The sequence below is a fragment of the Noviherbaspirillum galbum genome, assembly GCF_010974945.1.
Taxonomy (GTDB): Bacteria; Pseudomonadota; Gammaproteobacteria; order Burkholderiales; family Burkholderiaceae_D; genus Noviherbaspirillum; species Noviherbaspirillum galbum.
This window is the reverse complement of record NZ_JAAIVB010000051.1, coordinates 24,584-43,773: the sequence shown is the minus strand read 5'-3', so window position 1 is coordinate 43,773 and position 19,190 is coordinate 24,584. Positions and strand designations below refer to the sequence as shown.

General features: G+C 58.6%; 17 protein-coding genes, 1 tRNA gene, 1 pseudogene and 1 other annotated feature. Of the genes and pseudogenes, 10 read left to right on the top strand and 9 right to left on the bottom strand.

The genetic code is table 11. From position 1 onward, the window contains the following. Window positions 1-10: 10 nt before the first annotated feature. Together sdhC and G3574_RS15525 are read right to left on the bottom strand one after the other, a co-directional pair. Window positions 11-421, bottom strand: coding sequence for a succinate dehydrogenase, cytochrome b556 subunit (gene sdhC / locus G3574_RS15530; RefSeq protein ID WP_163964859.1), 411 nt, complete (start codon window positions 419-421; stop codon window positions 11-13). 208 nt (window positions 422-629) lie between these two features. Next, window positions 630-1,421 carry a GntR family transcriptional regulator gene (locus G3574_RS15525; RefSeq protein WP_163964857.1) on the bottom strand — a complete coding sequence of 264 codons (792 nt, stop codon included), beginning with the start codon at window positions 1,419-1,421 and terminating at the stop codon, window positions 630-632. Window positions 1,422-1,783: 362 nt separating this feature from the next. On the opposite strand from G3574_RS15525, the gene G3574_RS15520 reads away from it, so the two are divergent. From G3574_RS15520 to G3574_RS15495, 6 genes are all read left to right on the top strand, one after another. Then, window positions 1,784-2,773, top strand: a complete 990-nt coding sequence (locus tag G3574_RS15520) for a malate dehydrogenase (protein WP_163964856.1) — start codon at window positions 1,784-1,786, stop codon at window positions 2,771-2,773. A 123-nt stretch (window positions 2,774-2,896) separates the two neighbouring features. Beyond that, entirely contained in the window at window positions 2,897-3,868 is a 972-nt protein-coding gene (locus G3574_RS15515; RefSeq protein WP_163964853.1) for an HpcH/HpaI aldolase/citrate lyase family protein, read from the top strand. A 70-nt stretch (window positions 3,869-3,938) separates the two neighbouring features. Then, the gene (locus G3574_RS15510) at window positions 3,939-4,412 is read left to right on the top strand and encodes a hypothetical protein (RefSeq protein ID WP_163964852.1); all 474 of its coding nucleotides are present in this window, start codon (window positions 3,939-3,941) and stop codon (window positions 4,410-4,412) included. A 91-nt stretch (window positions 4,413-4,503) separates the two neighbouring features. Beyond that, window positions 4,504-7,215 carry an aconitate hydratase AcnA gene (acnA, locus tag G3574_RS15505; protein WP_163964849.1) on the top strand — a complete coding sequence of 904 codons (2,712 nt, stop codon included), beginning with the start codon at window positions 4,504-4,506 and terminating at the stop codon, window positions 7,213-7,215. A gap of 149 nt (window positions 7,216-7,364) precedes the next feature. Then, entirely contained in the window at window positions 7,365-7,610 is a 246-nt protein-coding gene (locus G3574_RS15500) for a hypothetical protein (RefSeq protein ID WP_163964846.1), read from the top strand. A 262-nt stretch (window positions 7,611-7,872) separates the two neighbouring features. Then, complete coding sequence (locus G3574_RS15495; RefSeq protein ID WP_163964844.1) at window positions 7,873-9,120, top strand: DUF2863 family protein; 1,248 nt, start codon at window positions 7,873-7,875, stop codon at window positions 9,118-9,120. Window positions 9,121-9,147: 27 nt separating this feature from the next. Here G3574_RS15495 and G3574_RS15490 read toward each other — a convergent pair whose 3' ends face one another. The 4 genes from G3574_RS15490 to G3574_RS15475 all read right to left on the bottom strand — a co-directional run bounded on the left by G3574_RS15490 (window position 9,148) and on the right by G3574_RS15475 (window position 12,325). Then, window positions 9,148-9,636, bottom strand: a complete 489-nt coding sequence (locus tag G3574_RS15490; protein WP_163964840.1) for a group I truncated hemoglobin — start codon at window positions 9,634-9,636, stop codon at window positions 9,148-9,150. 10 nt (window positions 9,637-9,646) lie between these two features. After that, window positions 9,647-10,534: a DUF3034 family protein gene (locus G3574_RS15485; protein ID WP_163964837.1), complete on the bottom strand. Its 888-nt coding sequence runs from the start codon at window positions 10,532-10,534 to the stop codon at window positions 9,647-9,649. A gap of 181 nt (window positions 10,535-10,715) precedes the next feature. Further along, window positions 10,716-11,180 carry a CYTH domain-containing protein gene (locus tag G3574_RS15480; protein WP_163964834.1) on the bottom strand — a complete coding sequence of 155 codons (465 nt, stop codon included), beginning with the start codon at window positions 11,178-11,180 and terminating at the stop codon, window positions 10,716-10,718. 20 nt (window positions 11,181-11,200) lie between these two features. Continuing rightward, window positions 11,201-12,325, bottom strand: coding sequence for a M14 family metallopeptidase (locus G3574_RS15475; protein WP_163964831.1), 1,125 nt, complete (start codon window positions 12,323-12,325; stop codon window positions 11,201-11,203). A 116-nt stretch (window positions 12,326-12,441) separates the two neighbouring features. Between G3574_RS15475 and G3574_RS15470 the strand changes: the two genes are divergently transcribed. Next, entirely contained in the window at window positions 12,442-13,452 is a 1,011-nt protein-coding gene (locus G3574_RS15470) for a Bug family tripartite tricarboxylate transporter substrate binding protein (protein WP_163964829.1), read from the top strand. An 82-nt stretch (window positions 13,453-13,534) separates the two neighbouring features. After that, window positions 13,535-13,611: transfer RNA gene (locus G3574_RS15465), tRNA-Pro, on the top strand. Window positions 13,612-14,108: 497 nt separating this feature from the next. Here the strand turns inward: G3574_RS15465 and G3574_RS15460 are convergent. The 3 genes from G3574_RS15460 to G3574_RS15450 form a co-directional block, all read right to left on the bottom strand. Continuing rightward, window positions 14,109-14,744 carry an MAE_28990/MAE_18760 family HEPN-like nuclease gene (locus G3574_RS15460; protein ID WP_163964826.1) on the bottom strand — a complete coding sequence of 212 codons (636 nt, stop codon included), beginning with the start codon at window positions 14,742-14,744 and terminating at the stop codon, window positions 14,109-14,111. Then, the gene (locus tag G3574_RS15455) at window positions 14,734-15,702 is read right to left on the bottom strand and encodes a DUF262 domain-containing protein (protein WP_163964823.1); all 969 of its coding nucleotides are present in this window, start codon (window positions 15,700-15,702) and stop codon (window positions 14,734-14,736) included. Before G3574_RS15455 ends, G3574_RS15460 begins: the two co-directional genes overlap by 11 nt. Window positions 15,703-16,139: 437 nt before the next feature. Beyond that, window positions 16,140-17,069, bottom strand: a complete 930-nt coding sequence (locus G3574_RS15450; RefSeq protein ID WP_163964821.1) for a hypothetical protein — start codon at window positions 17,067-17,069, stop codon at window positions 16,140-16,142. A 163-nt stretch (window positions 17,070-17,232) separates the two neighbouring features. Here G3574_RS15450 and G3574_RS15445 point away from each other — a divergent pair, with 163 nt between their 5' ends. Beyond that, the gene (locus G3574_RS15445) at window positions 17,233-17,628 is read left to right on the top strand and encodes a transposase (protein WP_163964817.1); all 396 of its coding nucleotides are present in this window, start codon (window positions 17,233-17,235) and stop codon (window positions 17,626-17,628) included. A gap of 556 nt (window positions 17,629-18,184) precedes the next feature. Then, window positions 18,185-18,933, top strand: a pseudogene (locus G3574_RS15435) (transposase). Then, window positions 18,466-18,584: a sequence feature (AL1L pseudoknot), on the top strand. (Overlaps the previous pseudogene by 119 nt.) Window positions 18,934-19,190: the final 257 nt, after the last annotated feature.

Sequence of the window (19,190 nt, the reverse complement as noted above, 5' to 3'; positions counted from 1 at the left end):
CCGTGTTCCATCAGAAGACTCCGAACAGTTTGAGGGCCACCAGCAGGGTCAGCGGCAGGCTGACGGCGAACACGGCGGCGGAGGTCTGCTTGCCGGAGACCTTGTCCATGCCCATGTGCATGTCGAGGAAGAGGTGGCGCACGCCGGCGCAGAAGTGGTGCAGGTAGGACCAGACCAGGCCGAGGATGACGAGCTTGACGAACCAGTTGGCGGTGAAGCCGCGCAGGGCGTCGAAGGAGATCTCGGAGGTGAGGCTCTTGTCGAGCAGGTAGAGGGTGAAGGGCAGCAGGAAGAACATGGCCGCGCCGCTGACGCGATGCAGGATGGAGACGTAGGCCGGCAGCGGCAGGCGGTAGTTGCCCACCTGCGAAAACGTCATCACATTGAATTGCCGTCGTGGCTTCTTTACGGCTTCAGACATAGTTTGAACTCCCAGAGCGTAGTAATCCTGTCATTTTCGCTGATTTTTGTGCAGCACACCAACTTCATATTTCATGTTGCCCGGAAAGTCGGCGGATTTCTCCGCCGGACTTCGCCCGCCAGCGCCGCGCGCGGACCCGGACGAGGCGCGCTCCGCGCTGCCATTCCGCCCTACCCCGGTGCCGTGGCGCCGGATGGCCCTGCCAGGACTAGCTGAGTTCGTTCTGGTAATGGTGGCTGTCGGTCAGGTACAGGCCGCGGCGGACTTCCACCGGCTTGTCGCCATACGTGAACGACACCCGTTCCACGCTGAGCAAGGGGGCGCCTGCGGGCACGCCGAGCAGTTCCGCGGTGGCCGCATCGGCGGCGACGGCGCGGATCCTTTCGGTCGCGCGGATCATGCGCGTGCCGAATTCGGTCTCGAACAGGCCGTACATCGGCCCCTTGTACTCGATCAGTCTTTCTGCCGTCAGGCCCTTGAAGATCAGGCCCGGGAGCCAAAGCTCCTCGACGATGGTGGGCGCGCCGTCGAAGGACTGGACGCGCTTGATGAAGATCACCGAGTCGCCCGATTTCATGTCGAGCTGCCGCGCGACTTCAGCGGGCGCGCGCAGGCGCTTGACATCGAGGATCTTATTATCGGCGGAATGCGGATCGCCTGCATCGGGCATCAGGCGAAGGAAACGGAACTGGGCGCGCGCCTCATGGTGCGTCGCTACAAAGGTGCCCTTCCCTTGCCGGCGGACAACCAGGTTCTCCGCCGCGAGTTCATCGATGGCTTTTCTGACCGTCCCCTGGCTGACCTTGAACCGGTTCGCGAGCTCGACCTCGCTGGGAATCAGTTCGCCGGGCTTCCATTCGCCGGACTGCAGGCTTTGCGTGATGAGCGCCTTGATCTGCTGGTAGAGGGGGCTGAACGTCGGCGACGTTCCTGGGGAAGACGTCCCCGCGGCGCCGGCTGGGGCGCCATTATTCAGCAAATTGGTCGGGACGGAGCTCATAGAACCCGATTTCACCACAAAACCCCGTTTGCCGTCTAGAAAAAACTTCTATGTGATATGTCTTATATAAGATATATGATAGTCATTGACAGGAGCTTGGCGAAAAGCCTACACTCGCGGGCAACATTTTAGCGGTTTGCAATCGTTCGGGGAAGCAAGCTCGCGGACGCGAAACGGAGCCAGCCACTGGCGCCAGAGGGCACGCGCGCAAGCCTTCGTTCCCGGAACGGAGAAGCGGGCCCTGCGCCGCCATGCCGGCGGTCGTGTCCATGACTGCGGGCGCGTTCGACGGTATCATTACGGGCTTGCTGAAATTTTCATGCGGTTCCATCACCATTTCATTCCCACTCTGGAGATTCACTATGGCTAAAGCCCCCATGCGCGTCGCTGTCACCGGCGCCGCCGGCCAAATCGGCTACTCCCTGCTGTTCCGCATCGCCAACGGCGACATGCTCGGCAAGGACCAGCCGGTCATCCTGCAACTGCTCGAGATCCCCGACGAGAAGGCACAGAAGGCGCTTAAGGGCGTGATGATGGAACTGGACGACTGCGCATTCCCGCTGCTGGCCGGCATGACCGCCCACAGCGACCCGATGACGGCGTTCAAGGACGTCGACGTCGCCCTGCTGGTCGGCGCCCGTCCCCGCGGCCCCGGCATGGAGCGCAAGGACCTGCTCGAAGCCAACGCCCAGATCTTCACGGTGCAGGGCAAGGCGCTGGACGCCGTCGCCTCGCGCAACGCCAAGGTGCTGGTGGTCGGCAACCCGGCCAACACCAATGCCTACATCGCCATGAAGTCGGCCCCCAGCCTGCCGGCCAAGAACTTCACCGCGATGCTGCGCCTGGACCACAACCGCGCCCTGTCCCAGCTGGCCGCCAAGGTCGGCAAGCCCATCACCGCCATCGAGAAGCTGTGCGTCTGGGGCAACCATTCCCCGACGATGTACGCCGACTTCACCCACGCCACCATCGACGGCCAGCCGGCCAAGGCGCTGGTGAACGATGAGTCCTGGACCAAGGACGTCTACCTGCCCACCGTCGGCAAGCGCGGCGCCGCCATCATCGAAGCACGCGGCCTGTCCTCCGCCGCTTCCGCCGCCAACGCCGCGATCGACCACGTGCGCGACTGGGTGCTTGGCACCAACGGCAAGTGGACCACGATGGGCATCCCGTCCGACGGCTCCTACGGCATTCCGGAAGGCATGGTCTTCGGCTTCCCGGTCACGACCGAGAATGGCGAGTACAAGATCGTCCAGGGCCTGCAGGTCGACGCTTTCTCGCAGGAACGCATCAACCTCACGCTCAAGGAACTGCAGGAAGAGCGCGACGGCGTGAAACACCTGGTCGGCTAAGCCGCCCCGGACAAGAACGGCGCGTCAGGCGCCGTTCTTTTTTGGCGGACGGCCTGGTCGCCGCCCGCTCCTCGACGCATTTTCACTGCCATTTCCGCAGAAAATTTCTGATACGCTATCCAGATGCATCCATCCGAGGTCTTATTCCAGGGCAAATACAAACCGGTCACCATCCCGGCCTGCGATCACTATGCCGGCTCCGAAAAGCTGATGCGGAAGTCGATCGCCCTGCAGCAAGAGCTTGGTCCCGTCTTCGACATCACGCTCGACTGCGAGGACGGCGCCGCCGCCGGCAACGAGAAAGCCCATGCCGAGCTGGTGGCCGCCACCGTTAACGGCGAAGACAACCGCTTCCAGCGCATCGGCGCGCGCGTGCACGACGTTTCCCATCCCTGCTTCGAACAGGATCTCGCCATCATCTGCGGCACGGCCGCCGCGCGGCTCGCCTACGTGGTCATTCCCAAGGTGGACGGGCTTGCTGATGTCAAGAAAGCCATCAAGGCGGTCAACAAGCATGCCGAGAAGGCCGGCAGGGCCGACCTGCCGGTACACGTGCTGATCGAGACCCATGGCGCGCTGCGGGATGCGCATGCCATCGCCGCCCTGCCCCAGGTGGAATGCCTGTCCTTCGGCATCATGGATTTCGTCTCGGCGCACTACGGCGCGGTGCCCGGTACCGCCATGCGTTCGCCGGGCCAGTTCACCCATCCGCTGGTGGTGCGCGCCAAGCTGGAGATCGCGGCTGCCTGCCATGCGCACGGCAAGGTCCCGTCGCACAACGTCACCACCGAGATCAAGGACACGGCGGTTGTCGCCACGGATGCCACACGCGCCTCGGCGGAATTCGGGTATACCCGCATGTGGAGTATCCATCCGCACCAGATCAAACCTATACTCAAGGCATTGTCGCCGCGCAGCTCCGAAGTGAACGAGGCGGCGGCAATCCTGACGGAAGCGCAGAACGCGCAATGGGGACCCATCCAGCACAACGGCAAGCTGCACGATCGTGCCAGCTACCGCTATTACTGGATGATCCTGCAACGCGCGCGGGCAGCAGGCATGCCCCTTCCGGAATCTGCGGGGAGTTTTTTATGACCTCTCTGCGTGATCGGCACGAAACCAAAACAGCCGGCGCGCAGTCCTGTAGTAAGTGGAGACAATTTCAATGAAACACCTGACCGCATGCATCCTTTTGACCGCCGGCCTGTTCGGCGGCGCAGCCATCGCCGCCGACACCGCGCCCGCCGCGGCGCCGGCCAAGAAGGCCGCGAAGAAGCCCGTCCACAAGAAGGAGGCGCATGTCCATGAAGAGAAGGCGCCCGAGATGGCCGGCATGCAGGCCGTCGATTACCACTGCGAGCTCGGCAACAAGGTCACGCTGTACCACGCGCCCGACGACGACCAGAAGATCTCGATCCACTGGAAGAAGCAGATGCACGAGCTGACCCGCGTGGGCACCAGCACCGGCGCCAACCGCTTCGAGAATCCCAAGGACGGCCTGGTGTGGATCGGCATTCCCGCCAAGGGCATGCTGCTCGACTCGAAGAAGGGCCAGCAGCTCGCCAACGAATGCAAGAACGCCGAGCAATCGGCGCCCAAGGTCTCCGAATCGAAAGGTGAGGGCAACACGCCAAAGTAAGCGCGGCCTGCATGACCGCTGCGCGCCGATGGGCGAAACACGATCCGATTCAGTTTTACCGTTCAGTTCTAATAATTTAAGGAGCGACTTTATGTCCCGCAATACTCTGAACACGCTGAAGGAATTCCCGGTCTCGGGCTCCCGGAAAGGCAGGTTCTACTCCCTTCCGGCACTCGGCGAAAGCCTGGGCGTGGATGTTTCCCGCCTGCCCGTGTCGATCAGGATCGTGCTCGAGTCCGTGCTGCGCAACTGTGACGGCAAGAAGGTGACGGAAGAGCATGTCCGCCAGCTTGCCAACTGGAATCCCACCGCGCCGCGCACCGATGAAATCCCCTTCGTCGTGGCGCGCGTGGTGCTGCAGGACTTCACCGGCGTCCCGCTGCTTGCCGACCTCGCCGCCATGCGCGGCGTGGCCGGCAAGATGGGTGCCAAACCCAAGAACATCGAGCCGCTGGTGCCGGTCGACCTGGTGGTCGACCACTCCGTGCAGATCGATTATTTCCGCGACAAGAAGGCCCTCGACCTCAACATGAAACTGGAATTCCAGCGCAACAACGAGCGCTACCAGTTCATGAAGTGGGGCATGCAGGCCTTCGATACCTTCGGCGTGGTGCCGCCGGGCTTCGGCATCGTGCACCAGGTCAATCTCGAATACCTCGCCCGCGGCGTCCACCAGAAGGACGGCGTGGTCTATCCCGACACCCTGGTCGGCACCGATTCGCATACCACCATGATCAACGGCATCGGCGTGGTGGGCTGGGGCGTCGGCGGCATCGAGGCCGAGGCCGGCATGCTGGGCCAGCCCGTATACTTCCTCACCCCGGACGTGGTCGGCGTGAACCTCACCGGCCAGCTGCGCGAAGGCGTCACCGCCACCGACCTGGTGCTGACCATCACCGAGATGCTGCGCAAGGAAAAGGTCGTCGGCAAGTTCGTCGAATTCTTCGGCGAAGGCACCGCCTCGCTGACCGTCACCGACCGCGCCACCATCGGCAACATGGCCCCCGAATACGGCGCGACCATGGGCTTCTTCCCGGTCGACGAAGCCACCATCGAATACTTCCGCGGCACCGGCCGCACCAAGGCCGAGATCGACGCCTTCGAGGCCTACTTCAAGGCGCAGGACATGTTCGGCATCCCGGGTGCCGGCGAGATCGACTACACCACCGTGCTCGACCTCGACCTCGGCACCGTCGCGCCTTCCCTCGCCGGACCGAAGCGTCCGCAGGACCGCATGGAGATCGGCCACGTCAAGTCGACCTTCATCGACCTGTTCTCCAAGCCCGTGCAGGAAAACGGCTTCAACAAGAAGCCCGAGGACCTGAACGCCGCCTACACTACCTCGGACGGCATCGAGGTGAAGAACGGCGACATCCTGATCGCCGCCATCACCTCCTGCACCAACACGTCCAATCCGAGCGTGCTCCTCGCCGCCGGCCTCCTCGCCAGGAAGGCCGTGGAAGCCGGCCTGAAGGTCGCACCGCACATCAAGACCTCGCTTGCGCCCGGCTCGCGCGTCGTCACCAAGTATCTCGAAGCCGCCGGCCTGCTGCCCTACCTCGAGAAGCTCGGCTTCGGCGTGGCCGCCTATGGCTGCACGACCTGCATCGGCAATGCCGGCGACCTCACCGCGCCGCTCAACGAAGCCATCGTGCAGAACGACCTCGTCGCGGCCGCCGTGCTCTCCGGCAACCGCAACTTCGAGGCACGCATCCACCCGAACATCCGCGCCAACTTCCTGGCATCGCCGCCGCTGGTCGTGGCCTATGCCATCGCCGGCAACATCACCCGCGACCTGATGACCCAGCCCGTCGGCAAGGGCAAGGGCGGCCGCGACGTCTACCTCGGCGACATCTGGCCGACGTCGCAGGAAGTCAATGCCCTGATGAAATACGCGATGAACGGCAAGCTGTTCAAGGAAAACTACGCCGACGTGCAGGCCGCGCCCGGCAAGCTGTGGGAACAGATCAAGGGCGTGGCCCAGGGCGACGTCTATGACTGGCCGGCATCCACCTACATCGCCGAGCCGCCCTTCTTCAAGGACTTCGAGATGCAGCCCAAGGCTGCGGCAAGCAGCATCCAGGGCGCGCGCGCGCTGGGCGTGTTCGGCGATTCCATCACCACCGACCACATCTCTCCCGCCGGCTCCATCAAGGAAACCAGCCCAGCCGGCAAGTACCTGCTGGAAAACGGCGTGCTCAAGGCCGACTTCAATTCCTACGGCTCGCGCCGCGGCAACCATGAAGTCATGATGCGCGGCACCTTCGCCAACGTGCGCATCAAGAACCTCATGATTCCGGCGAAGCCCGACGGATCGCGCGTCGAAGGCGGCCTGACGATCCACCAGCCCAGCGGCGAACAGATGTCGATCTACGATGCCGCGATGAAATATATCGGCGAAGGCGTGCCGACCATGGTATTCGCCGGCGAGGAATACGGCACCGGATCGTCTCGCGACTGGGCCGCGAAGGGCACGCAACTGCTCGGCGTCAAGGCGGTGATCGCGCGTTCCTTCGAGCGCATCCACCGTTCCAATCTCGTCGGCATGGGCGTACTGCCGCTGCAGTTCCTCGGCGACGACAGCCCGCAGACGCTGGGCCTCAAGGGCGACGAAACATTCGACCTCGTCGGACTCGAAGGCGAGATCCGGCCGCAGCAGCAGGCCACGCTGGTGATCAACCGCGCCAATGGCGAGACGCAGCGCACGCAGGTGCTGCTGCGCATCGACACGCCGATCGAGGTCGACTACTACAAGCACGGCGGCATCCTGCCCTTCGTGCTGCGCCAGCTGATCGCCGCATGATGCGCATGCCCGGCCCGGACCGATTGCGGCGGGCCGGGCGCCGCGCTGCAAGCCAGGCGTAAGGAAGCACCGCTATTCTGCAGTCAAAGGAAGCGCCGGGTCCTCCGGCGCTTTGTCCTTGCGCTTCCCTTTATTCTTGGAGAGATACCATGTGGAAAATTTTTGCGGCCTTCATCGTCTTCGCCCTGGCCGCTCTGTTCGTCATCATGAAAGGCGGCGAGAAAGTCGACATGCAGGGCGAAGCTGGCCATGGCACTTCGTCGTCGCACGAGGCATCGGCGCCCGCCACGCCGGCATCCCCCGCAACCGCACCGACGGCGCCGGCCGCTCCTGCCGCGTCCGCTCCCGAATCCTCGACGCCGCCCGCCTCGAGCGCACCCGCCGCTTCCAAGTAAGCCCAGCGGCGATCTCCGCATCCAGGCCGTGGCCAACGCCACGGCCTTTTTTCATGCACACCTCGGTCGCGGCGTGGCCCCTTGCGCTGGCTTCAGTCCGGTGCGCGCCGCAGCGCCCTCTTCCTGCGTTTAGTACTACACTATGTCCAGTCGGCGTTGCCGGCACCCGGATATTGATGTTCCCCATCCCCTGGTTTTCTGAAACGCGCACCTTTCATTGAATCAATTAGAATAGCCAACCCCGCCCCCTTGTCCATTTGTCATGCGCCGTTTTTCTAAAAGTTCGCCCAACCGGCTCTCCGCCGACAGCCAGAAGCTTGCGGCCCTTGCGCAAGGCTCCGCGCAATCCGCCAGCCGCCTCGAAGAACGCCATTGGGAGCACGGACTCGATTCCGTGCTGCAACGTTTGCTGAAGAACGACCACCAGGACACCATCGACGCCACGCTCGAGCATCTGTTCCGCACGGATCTCACTGCCTACGACGCGCTGATGGAGGCGGTCGAAGCCTGCAGCGAATCCTGCCGCATCGATCACGACGGGGTGCTGCATGACGTGCTGCTGATCGCCATTCCCATCCTCGCGTGGACTCGATTCACCATCGCCTCGGGCCCGATACCCGAAGACACGCGCGCGGCCCTGATCGCCCAGCTCCATGGCCATCTGCTGGCGGACAATGCGAAGCTGGCCCTGGCGCCGACGCTTTACTCCATCGACCAGCTGCCGCGTTCGCATGTCGAGACCTATGCGCTGACGCAGCGCATGGCGCAAGCGGCGGTCAAGGGCAGCGTGCCGCGCCAGCCCGTGAACTCGCCAGAGACCGCGCCTTTCCTGGCGGACACCCGCTACCTCATCGCCGCCGTCGCCACGCCCGCGGGCTCGCCCCTCTTCCGCTGGCAGGCCAGCATGAACCCGGCGGAGCGCATGCATGCCCTGTCCGCCTGGCGCAAGCAGGCGGGACCGAACCTGTCATCGCTGCTGCCGGGCTGCGGCGTCGAACTGCTGATGCCGGAGGCGTACTACATCGCCTGCCGCGAAGCCGACAAGCTGATCCGCCCCGCTTCCATCCGCGCGGCGGTGCATTTCCTGACCAATTCCCTGAGCGTCGATCCCAGCGGCCTGCGCGCCATCATCGGCGGCTTCTCGGAAGATCCGGTCAGCGGCCGCGTGGACGAATACCGCGTCGGCTTCACGCTGCGGCAGATGCCCGAAGTCGTCTACGGCGTGGTCTGGCCGCTCTACGGGCAGGAAGATGAAGAGGAAAGCGCCGTCATTTCGCTCGAGAGCGTGATGGCGCCCGAAACCGTTGCCGAGGAACTGCGCACGCCCATTGAAGAGATCGTCGCCCTGCTGCGCGCCTGCGGCGTCACACACATCAAGCGCCACAACGAACGCTTCCCCATGGAGTTCTGCGACGATTGCGGCGCGCCGCTCTATCCCGACCAGGACGGCGAGCTTGTGCACGCGGAAATGCCCGAAGACGTGCCGAGCAATACCGGCCACTTCCACTGACCGCCGGCCGGGCATTCGCGCCGCGATCTAGCGGGTGACGATGTCCCGGTGCATCGGCGCTAGCTTCGCCATCAGCCTGTTCTGGATGCGTGACGGCACGCCCTGGCGCTCCATCGCCAGCTGCAGGTCTTCCGCGAGGGCGTAGAACTGCGCGCGGGTGATGCGCAGATCCTCGTGGATCACCTGCATGTCCTTGCCGGTGTACTTGCACGGCCCGCCGCCCAGGTTGCACAACTGCTCCCCCAGCTTGGTCCCCAGCCGCTGCATGTCGACGTCCTTGAAGCTGTCCTTGATGCGGCCGTCGTCGAGCACGATGGGCAGGAAGGCGGTGACGATCTTGTCGATGCCCGCCTTTCCGCCGAGGCCCTGGTACACGGCATCGTCTGCCGATGCCTGCTGGATGGCCGGGCTTGTGGGCTGGGCGGTTTGCGCATGCGCCGCGGCAGGCAGGCAGAACGCGAGGATGGCGGCCGCTTGCGCGAGCGCGGATGAAGTGAGTTGGAATTGGCGTGTCATGCTGCGCTCCTCAGAATCCCGCCTGCAGCGACAGGTAGAAGCCCTTCTGCCGGACCGGATTGAGAACCGTGATGTCTCCCAGCCAGGCATAGGCCGCGGTCAGGGACAGGTTCTTGTTCGGAAACCATGCCAGGAAAGCGTCGTAGTAATCTTTTTCATTATCCAGCCCGAGGTTGTGGGGCTTCATGCGGTACTCGACGCCACCGACGAGCTGGCGATTGAACAGATAGGCGGCCGAGGCTTCGAGCATGGGCTGGTAGTCGTCGCGGCGGTCCCCGCCGAAACCGAGCAGGCCCATCTGGTTGGCCTTGGTGAAGCGCAGCGTGCCGTTGAGCAGAAGGCTGTGATCCAGCAGGATCTTGGTCGCGGACACGTAGTAATCGATGCCGCTTTCCCGACGGGCGCCAAGCTGGGTGACGCTGCTCACGCCCGGCAATCCGGTGACGCCGCCGTTGCGCTTGGCCATGACTCCCGCGGAGATCTGGGGCAGTGGCGAATCCTGTTCCAGCACCGCGTCACCCGCCAGGCGCAGCTTGATGCCGGCGATGTCCTGCGAGAGGCCGACGCCGTCGAGCGCGGCGCCCGTGCCCTTGAAGAGCTGGCGCGACAAGCTGAGTTCAAGTCGATCGCCGACCCCGACGGCCACCCCAGCCGATTTCAGCTCGTAGTCCTGGGTACGCACGAGGGTGGCGTGGACATTGGCCCCGACACTGTCCCGGGTGCCGTAGCCTGTGATCAGCGCCCATGGCGTCAATCCGCCGCCGCCCGCGCCTTCGATCTGGCTCACGCCCCCGGTGGCGAGCAGCTTGCCCATGTCTTGCGCGACTGCCGCCGTCGTAATTGTGGCGAGCGCGGCGACATGGAGCACGGCCAAGCCTTTCCATCGCTTCGACCTCATGTTGGTTTTCCTTCGCAAAATGGCATTCCCGAAAATTGCCCTAAAGATAGATGATGATAGTCATTTTCGACAATTTTGGAAGGATTCGTTGTTTCCCTAGTGAAAATTTTCTCGGGTGATACAACGTTTGTGCGCAGTGCGGGCGACCGGCCTGAAATGGCAAGCAATAGAGATCGCCTGCTTACCAGCGCGAGAAAGGAAGCGAGAGAAGGTTGGAGTTGTAGTAACGCGGATCGCCGGTGACTTCGTCACCGATCCAGTCCGGCTTGTCGATGTCGCGGTCTTCCCGGTCGAGTTCGATTTCAGCGACCACCAGGCCGGCGTTTTCGCCGAGGAATTCATCGACTTCCCAGACCCAGCCGGCATGGGGAATGCGGTAACGGCGTTTCTCGATCAGCGGACGTTCGCAGAGACGGTCGAGCAATTCCTCGGCGTCATGCAAGGGAAGCGGATATTCCCATTCGCCGCGCGCGGCGCCGATCGACTTGCCCTTGATGGTAAGCATCGCGGCCTCGCCCTCGATGCGCACGCGCACCACCCGCTCCGGCGCACGCGACAGGTAGCCCTGGCGCAGCAGCACGCCCGCGCCCAGCGCTTTCCAGCTTTCCCCCTTGACCAGGAACTTGCGTTCGATCTCGATGCCCATGCAGCTCCCCGCCCAGGAAACTAGCGCACGGCGCCGAGGATGGCCTGCAGCATCGCCTCGCCGAGGCGCTTGCTGCGCGCGCCATTCCAGCCCACCTCGGGGTCGGGCAGGATCGCGTTGTCCTTGAACGGCATTTCCAGCGTGAGCGAGACGCACTTGTAGGTGTGTCCGATGTATTTCGACGCGAGCTGCAGCATCTCTTCGCGGTACTTGGCCGCCTCGTAGCCGAACTCGGTCTGGAAGTCGGGACTGGCGCGGCGCAGGTCGTCGAGGAAGGTTTGCTGGTCGCTCATCTGCTCGGCGCTGAAGCCGTCCAGCATCTCGGACCCGGCGATGAAAACATAGGGCAAGGCCTCGTCGCCATGGATGTCGAGGAACAGGTCCACGCCGGTCTCCTCGATCCTGCGCTTGACGGCGAATACTTCCGGGCTGCGCTCCAGCGTCGGGGCCACCCATTCGCGATTGAGGTTGGCGCCGGCAGCATTCACGCGCAGGTTGCCGCGCACCGAGCCGTCGGGGTTCATGTTGGGCACGATGTAGAACACGGCCTGCTGCAGCAGCTTGCGGCCCACCGGATTGGCGCGGTCGAGCAGCGCCTCGATGAGGCCCTCGACGAACCATTCCGCCATGGTTTCGCCGGGATGCTGGCGGGCGATGATCCAGACGGTCTTCTTCGCGGCTCCCGGATTGCCGATCACCGCCAGGTTGAGATCGCGGCCATCGAGCGTCGCGCAGAGATCTTCCACCCTGCCTTGGGGCGCGGCCTGGACCGTCGCAAGCAGCGACAGGTGCCGGTCCCAGGAATAAGGCTCGAAGTAGGCGTAGTAGATGCTGTCGTGTTCGGGCGTATGGCTGATGCGCAGCACGCCGCCTTCGTACCGCGTCGGTACGCGGAACCAGTGCTCGCGGTCATAGCTCGCCACCGCCTGGTAATCCTCCCATCCCTGCGGATAGGCTGCCTGCGCCGCGTTCAGGAAACGCATCTCGCACGCCTGTCCCGCCGCGCCTTGCAGGCGGAAATAAAACCATTGCAGGAATTCCGAATTGGTATCGTTGCGGATCTTGAGCTGGATGTCGCCAGGCGTGTCGGCACGCTGGACGTCAATGGATCCGGCGTCGAACTGATGGCTGATTTTGATGGACATGGGGCAATGCGGACTCCCGGGCAACGATGCGGACGCACCGGCTTTCCGGGAAGGCATGGAGTCGTTGTTGTAGGTTGATGCTATTCTGCGGCTTTTCCGGATTTCCCGCAAAGACCATGTGCATCCCTCGCCTCCTCCGTTCCTGGCGTACCGTCTTCCTTGCAATTGCGGCAATCGCGTCGACCGGAGCTGCCCTGCCCGCCCTTGCCAGTCCGCCCGCGCAGGCCGGCGCGTGGCCGACCAAGGCGATCCGCTTCATCGTGGCCGCGCCCGGCGGTTCTTCCCTCGACGTGATCGCGCGCCTGCTCGCGGACAGGCTGCGGGAGCGGCTCGGCCAGCCCCTCATCGTGGACAACATTCCCGGCGCATCGGGCACCATCGCCACCACGACGGCAGCCAAGGCCGCGCCCGACGGCCAGACCATCCTGCTTTCCTACAACGGACCGCTCGCGTCCACCCAGTTCCTGACGCGCCTGCCCTACCAGCCATTGAAGGATCTCTCCCCGGTGGTGCTCACCAGTTCGCAGCCCAACGTGCTCGCGGTGAACCCGGGCGTGCCCGCCCGCAACGTCGCCGAACTCATCGCCTACCTGAAGAAGAATCCCGGCAAGCTGAACTACGCCTCGGTGGGCAATGGATCGTCTTCGCACCTGACGATGGAATTGTTCAAGAACATGACCGGAACCTTCGTGGTTCACATTCCCTATAACGGCGCACCGCCCGCCGCCACCTCCCTGATCGCCGGCGATACGCAGATGCTGTTCAGCGTCCCTTCGGCCATCGTCCCCCATGCCAAGTCGGGCAAGGCGAGGATACTCGCCGTATCCGGCGCCACTCGCTTCTCCCTGCTGCCGGACACGCCCACCCTGGCGGAATCCGGCCTCCTGGGCTTCGAGTCGCTGGCCTGGAACGGCGTGCTGGTTCCCGCCGGCACTTCGCCGGAAATCATCCAGCGCCTGAACCGGGAAATCAATGCCATCCTGGCCATGCCCGACGTCAAGGCACGCCTGCACAACGTTGCGCTGGAACCCGCGGGCGGCACGCCGGAAGCATTCGGAGCATGGATGGGGGCGGAAGCGAAGAAATGGCAAGAGGTGGTCCGCCGCACTGGCGCGACCCTGGATTGAACGGGGGACGAGTTGCTTTTCTTGCTTCAGCGATACCGGGTGGCGCAAAGCGAGGAGTGTTGCTATAATGCCGAGCTTACGTCGGGGCGTAGCGCAGCCTGGTAGCGCACTTGCATGGGGTGCAAGGGGTCGGATGTTCGAATCATCTCGCCCCGACCAATCAAATCAAAGACTTACGAAAAGCCGCCTAGTGCGGCTTTTTCGTTTCCAACGTCTGTGTCCGAAGCATGTCCGGATTTAACGAAACGTGTTGACTAAGCTAGCTACTACCGACATTCAGGTCTGAGACCTATAGAGGTGCTGGCGAAATGTAATACTGAGCAACGAAATTTTTACTTGAATCATTTCAATAACCTGAAATTATTTAAATATCTCGCGCATACAGCGTTCTCATCCCGTGCGTGCTATATAAAATTTGAGGAATCGTCTTGTAGGAGCGTAGTGTGCCAGTACCAAAATATGATGAGCTGTTCAACCCACCGCTTCAGGCGAGGCATACGCTAGGTGGTTCTGCGTCTGTATCTGAACAAAAGGAGGCAGTTGGTGAACTTTTTGATCCATTTTGAAGGCAGCTAGACCAAATTTTTAGCTCTCAATGACCATTTGGCTCCGCTGACCACTAAGTTAGTTTGAGATTAAAAAAGAAAAATTCTTCTTCATACTTGTTTCACAACATCATCTACATCGAGATATTTTTCATCATTGAGAAAACTGTCGATTTCTTCAATAAGCAGATCCATAGCGTTACTAACTGCATCAATGTACTTCAGTATATTTTGCATATCTGGAACTATTGCGTTCTCACCGTGAGCAATACTATTCCTTAAGTGAACTAAACGATCCAGTTCGTGGACAACGTCACTAAAGCGGTCAAAGTCAAAACGGAAAACACCACAAACATTTTTGAGAACGTCGCTCTTTAAGTTCGATTTCGTCTCTATTTTTGTCGCAAAAGACAGTGTATTTGATAAGAGTTTATTAAACTTTTTTGTAAATTCAATACGCTGTTCAAAAGACTGTTTGCCCGATAAACTTCTATACGAGTCGCCTAAGCAAAATACGACTAAATTGGTTGGAACTAAAGATGGGTTCAGCTTAAGGCTATTTAAATATTTAAGCATCTCTTTTAGCGAATCAACTACAAACCCCTCCCAATGCGCGTAAATCACTGGAATACAGAGCCTGCACCAAAATTTTTCATCAACCTTGGCAGAGTTAGTTTTAACCCTGGCAAATTCACCGAATCTCCACTTATTATTTTCCAATATTTCGACAACTACTTTATGCGCCACTGAATATCTCCATCGCCCTGTCCATTCTCGCTCTAATTCGAGTATTCGAAAATGCAGCAGTCCCAATCTCATTATATTTGGTGTCTATGAGAAGCAAATTAATGGCTTTTACGATTTTTTGCTCATTTCCTTGAACACCACCAAATGTACGAGGAATAGAATAGGCTAAAGAATCGTAAATGTGCTGTGCAAAAATTCCTTTTGGTCTAAAGACCTTTTCACCGAAATTACCGCTTAAAAATTTCACGAATTCTATAAACTCAGTCTTCTCTTTCTCCAAATCAAAAGCCAATTCTCCTTTGGAAACGGTCTTCATGAATTCAGTTAGATATTGGGGCACTGTTGTCTTGATTTCTCCTTGAATGTTTTTGAAAGCAAAGTAACGTAATACAAGTTCTTCTAAAAACATTTCTTCTTTTTTACGTTGAGTCGGGTTAATAAGTGAAATGAAATCAGCTCTTTTCCCGAGATCACGAAGAACTTGATTAAGATCGACTGGATAAGACCGAAATATGCAATTTCTGATTTCCTGATCAGATAGCGGACTAGAGCCTGTGTTCAGTCTGTTAAACAATTCATATCTTATGTCTTCTTGACTATCCCATCTAACGATCTCAACTCGGCATACTGACCTTTTTATCGAAGTCTTTAGTTTAAGCGGCAAGGTTTCAATGGATATCCCTTCAAGCTCCCTAACGATTTCACCTTCGGTAAGCACCAAGTTATTCTTATCTGGCATTTCATTTAGAAGCCCGAAGAATGAAAGGATTGTTGATATACGCTGCAGCCCATCAACGACCTCCCATTTCCCTTTATTGTCTTCAGCCACAAATATCGGCGGGATAGGAATTCCTAAAATTACCGACTCGATAAATCTGGTCTGCTGAAATTTTGACCATCGAAAAACACGTTGGTACTCCGGGGTAATAAATAAATCCCCGTCTTCGAACATGTTCATGAGTTCTCCAAATGACATGTCAAGCCTGTCAGTTTTGAGAGAATTTCTTTTATTAGTGATAAAGGTTTCGATTTTCGTCATAACAGGTTCGGGATGGCTTCTTACGACAGCGATCCGATTTTTATGAAATTCAGATTCCGTGTGCTAGTAAATCGTTGATTGATTAACTAGAACTCGATGACACAGTATTCTTTTAAATTTCAATTTCAAAGAAACAAATGGCTCGCACAAAATATATTTAATTTTTTTAAAGTGATCGCCGCTATTTGAGCAAGAGAACATTTAACTCTTTTTCTTGAAGGCTAAATTAGACACGTCGGCTGTAGAACATTAGACACGAATTTATTAATGATAGCGTAGCACTTTCAGCTCGAAAGCTGGCGAGGCAACCCATGAAAATTCCCGATCGAAACTAATACATCGTTATTCTGATTTTATCAAAGCGTTGCTAAATTTTTTGCATTGAGCGGGAGAAAATAGTCTTTTGGAATCATCACTGTCGAGGATGTACCTCCTCCCATATTTCTTCCGCCTCCTCGAGGGCTCCAAGATGCGTATCTAGCCATATCTTCAAATGTGATAAACCACCACTGAACTAGGTCTCTTGTCGTCGTATTGTCAATTTCTCTAACGACAAAAATTGACTTCATCATGCCCTTCATAGCAGCGAAGAACGTAAGTTTTACAAATGGACTATGATCAAGCCCGAAATAGTGCCCAATTTTTTTGTCATACGCCGCTGTCTTCTCTTTAATTTCAACTGGATAAGTATGCTGCCGCCCCCAGAACACACCATCAACGTCTGAAATTTCCGTCATAAATGCTGACTGCAATGCAACTCGTGCATGTTCCTTCGAAAATTCATCCGGAACTGCATGATGAGGAATAGAGCTTACTGAAGTATTATTTTTTAAGAAGTTGTACCGACGCGCCCGTGGCAAGAATCCAGTAAGTGTCGATGAGGGAAAAGCAGTCTGTGGAGCTGTAAGCAATCCAAGCTGTGTTGCAGTCCAACTTATTGAGGATGAATCATTGAGTCGTGTTATTTGTGGATAAAGGTAATAGCTTTGAATACCAATTGAGTGGAATGCTGCGCAGATCGTATGCAGCCCCGCAGGTGGCGAGGGCAGGACTCCTCCTGGAAGATAAACATTCCCCGGTTGGATAATTTCAGGAAAAATTACAATAGTATTTTGTCCGAAACGATTTGCCCCATTTGAAGTACTTCTAGCGACCCAACCGCCAACGGAAACCTGACCTCCATAACCAAGTCCTGTCAGGTAGGCACGAAATTCAACCTCCGCTAATAAGCCATACAGTTTGTTCTGATTCAAACTTGCTATTGAATGGCTCAGATAGTCCTGCATATTCCTTAGGGATAAGGATGACATTTAAAATAAATTCAAGTGATAACAGAAAGATCTTACATGATGCAAACAGTTATGAAAAAGAAATTATTTTTGAAGTAGCCCCGAGATGACGGGACCATGGGTATTTCTTAAACTAGCACTTAGGAGTACGACTATAGATATGCCCATACCTTCAAGGAGAAAGCAGGAAGTCGGAGTCATCACCGCAACCGAGCGCCGTAGGCGCTGGACACCGCAGCAGAAGCTGGAGCAGGTGCGGCGCACGATGGAGCCCGGCCGGTCGGTGTCGCTCGTGGCAAGCGAAGCGGGCATCACTGATAGCCATCTTGTTCAGTGGTGCAAAGCCTATACCGGGGGCTCCTTGGTGGCCGTTGGCGCCAATGACCCAGTGGTGCCAGCTTCGGACCTGCAGGAAGCGATGTGGCGTATGAAGCAGCTAGAGGCGGCATTGGGGCGCAAAACGCTGCAAAACGACATCCACAAGGAAGCGGTGGACTTCGCCGAAGGAAAAAAGTGGATTGCGCGCTCGCCTGTCTTGTCCGGGGACGACCAGTGAGACTGGTCTGTGAAGCCCTAGGTGTTGCGCGAAGCAACGTCGTGGCAAGGAAGCAGCGTCGTGAGGATTGGATCGACCGGCGTAAGGCACGAAGCAAGGCCGACGATTCAGTAACGCTGCAAGCCATTCGGACGGTGGTCCATGATCAGGCCACTATGGGTATCGGCGGGTTTGGGGCATGCTGCGGATGAACGGCATGCAGGACGGACGACCCCTCAGTCATGAGCGGGTGTGCCGTGTCACGCGTGATCATCACTTGTTGCTGTACCGGCATGGCTAGAGTCCAGTGAGCCAGCGGCGCCATGACGGCAAGAGTACGGTTGAGACGAGCAACACCCGTTGGTGCTCGGATGGCTTTGAGCTGTCTTGCGGCAACGGGGAACGGGTCAGAGTCGCCTTTGCCCTGGATTCCTGTGACCGCAAAGTAATGAGCTGGGTAGCAAACAAAAAGGAATCGATTCCGGTCTGGTGGGTGACTTGATGATGCATGCAGTGGAATACCGGTTTGAACCGCGCCGGATTTTGTGGAGGCACCGATATTTGAGAGAATGGTGCCATGAACAAAAAACAGATCAAGTTTTTCCCGGAAGTCAGGGAGCGCGCAGTCCGCCTGGTGCGCGAGCAGCGAAGCGAACACCCGTCGATGTGGGCTGCAGTCGAGAAGATTGCACCGATGATCGGCTGCACGGCCCAGACGCTTCTGGATTGGATCAAGCGTGATGAAATCGGCCGTGGCGTACGGGACGGGGTCAGCACCGACGAGCGGGAGCGCATCAAGGCGCTGGAAAGGGAAGTCAAGGAGCTGCGCCGCGTCAACGAAATCCTGAAGGTGGCCAGCGCTTTTTTCGCCTAGGCTAAGCTCGGCCGCCGATTCAAGTCCTGAAGTATTTCTTCGATTGCCATCGCGATACGTATGGAGTCGAACCGCTGTGCAAGGTCTTGGAACAGGCGCTCTAAGCCCGACAACTCGGGGACGATGGAACTCTGATACATCACTCCGACAGGGGAGCGCAATATCTTAGCATTCGGTACATCGAGCGACTGGCCGAGGCAAAGATCGAGCCATCGGTTGGCAGCCGGGTCGACAGTTACGAGAATGCGCTGGCTGAAACGATCAACGGCTTGTACAAGGCAGAACTGATCCATCGACGCGCCCCATGGAAGACCAAGCAATCCGTCGAGGTGGCAACCCAAGAATGAGTGGCGTGGTATAACTACCACGGGCTCATGGAATCGCTGGACTATACCCCGCCCGCCGAAGCCGACGCAAAATACTTCAAGCAACTCAGAACTGGTACTGTTTAACCAGTATTAACTTAAACCAACCAGCTTCTAAGATTGCCAGCGTGGTTCAGTTTGGGAACAGGTGGTCCGCCATTAGAGATTGAATGGCTGTCGGATAATGGCAGCTGCTATACCGTTGCAGAAGCGCGGTACTTTGCCAAACTGCTCGGGCTCAAGCCCGTCACCACGCCGGTGTCAAGCACTTCGCTATCGACTTCTTCGATGTATTTGACATCGTGTTGATGGATGTAGCGCGGCAAGATTTCCGGCCTTTAGCG

What these genes read in the sequence shown, in the direction of transcription:
- G3574_RS15445 (WP_163964817.1), top strand. Translation starts at nt 17,233, where the DNA reads ATGCCCATACCTTCAAGGAGAAAGCAGGAAGTCGGAGTCATCACCGCA.
- G3574_RS15455 (WP_163964823.1), bottom strand. Translation starts at nt 15,702, where the DNA reads ATGAACATGTTCGAAGACGGGGATTTATTTATTACCCCGGAGTACCAA.
- G3574_RS15500 (WP_163964846.1), top strand. Translation starts at nt 7,365, where the DNA reads ATGTGGAAAATTTTTGCGGCCTTCATCGTCTTCGCCCTGGCCGCTCTG.
- G3574_RS15515 (WP_163964853.1), top strand. Translation starts at nt 2,897, where the DNA reads ATGCATCCATCCGAGGTCTTATTCCAGGGCAAATACAAACCGGTCACC.
- G3574_RS15510 (WP_163964852.1), top strand. Translation starts at nt 3,939, where the DNA reads ATGAAACACCTGACCGCATGCATCCTTTTGACCGCCGGCCTGTTCGGC.
- acnA (WP_163964849.1), top strand. Translation starts at nt 4,504, where the DNA reads ATGTCCCGCAATACTCTGAACACGCTGAAGGAATTCCCGGTCTCGGGC.
- G3574_RS15470 (WP_163964829.1), top strand. Translation starts at nt 12,442, where the DNA reads ATGTGCATCCCTCGCCTCCTCCGTTCCTGGCGTACCGTCTTCCTTGCA.
- G3574_RS15475 (WP_163964831.1), bottom strand. Translation starts at nt 12,325, where the DNA reads ATGTCCATCAAAATCAGCCATCAGTTCGACGCCGGATCCATTGACGTC.
- G3574_RS15485 (WP_163964837.1), bottom strand. Translation starts at nt 10,534, where the DNA reads ATGAGGTCGAAGCGATGGAAAGGCTTGGCCGTGCTCCATGTCGCCGCG.
- G3574_RS15450 (WP_163964821.1), bottom strand. Translation starts at nt 17,069, where the DNA reads ATGCAGGACTATCTGAGCCATTCAATAGCAAGTTTGAATCAGAACAAA.
- G3574_RS15525 (WP_163964857.1), bottom strand. Translation starts at nt 1,421, where the DNA reads ATGAGCTCCGTCCCGACCAATTTGCTGAATAATGGCGCCCCAGCCGGC.
- sdhC (WP_163964859.1), bottom strand. Translation starts at nt 421, where the DNA reads ATGTCTGAAGCCGTAAAGAAGCCACGACGGCAATTCAATGTGATGACG.
- G3574_RS15480 (WP_163964834.1), bottom strand. Translation starts at nt 11,180, where the DNA reads ATGGGCATCGAGATCGAACGCAAGTTCCTGGTCAAGGGGGAAAGCTGG.
- G3574_RS15490 (WP_163964840.1), bottom strand. Translation starts at nt 9,636, where the DNA reads ATGACACGCCAATTCCAACTCACTTCATCCGCGCTCGCGCAAGCGGCC.
- G3574_RS15520 (WP_163964856.1), top strand. Translation starts at nt 1,784, where the DNA reads ATGGCTAAAGCCCCCATGCGCGTCGCTGTCACCGGCGCCGCCGGCCAA.
- G3574_RS15495 (WP_163964844.1), top strand. Translation starts at nt 7,873, where the DNA reads ATGCGCCGTTTTTCTAAAAGTTCGCCCAACCGGCTCTCCGCCGACAGC.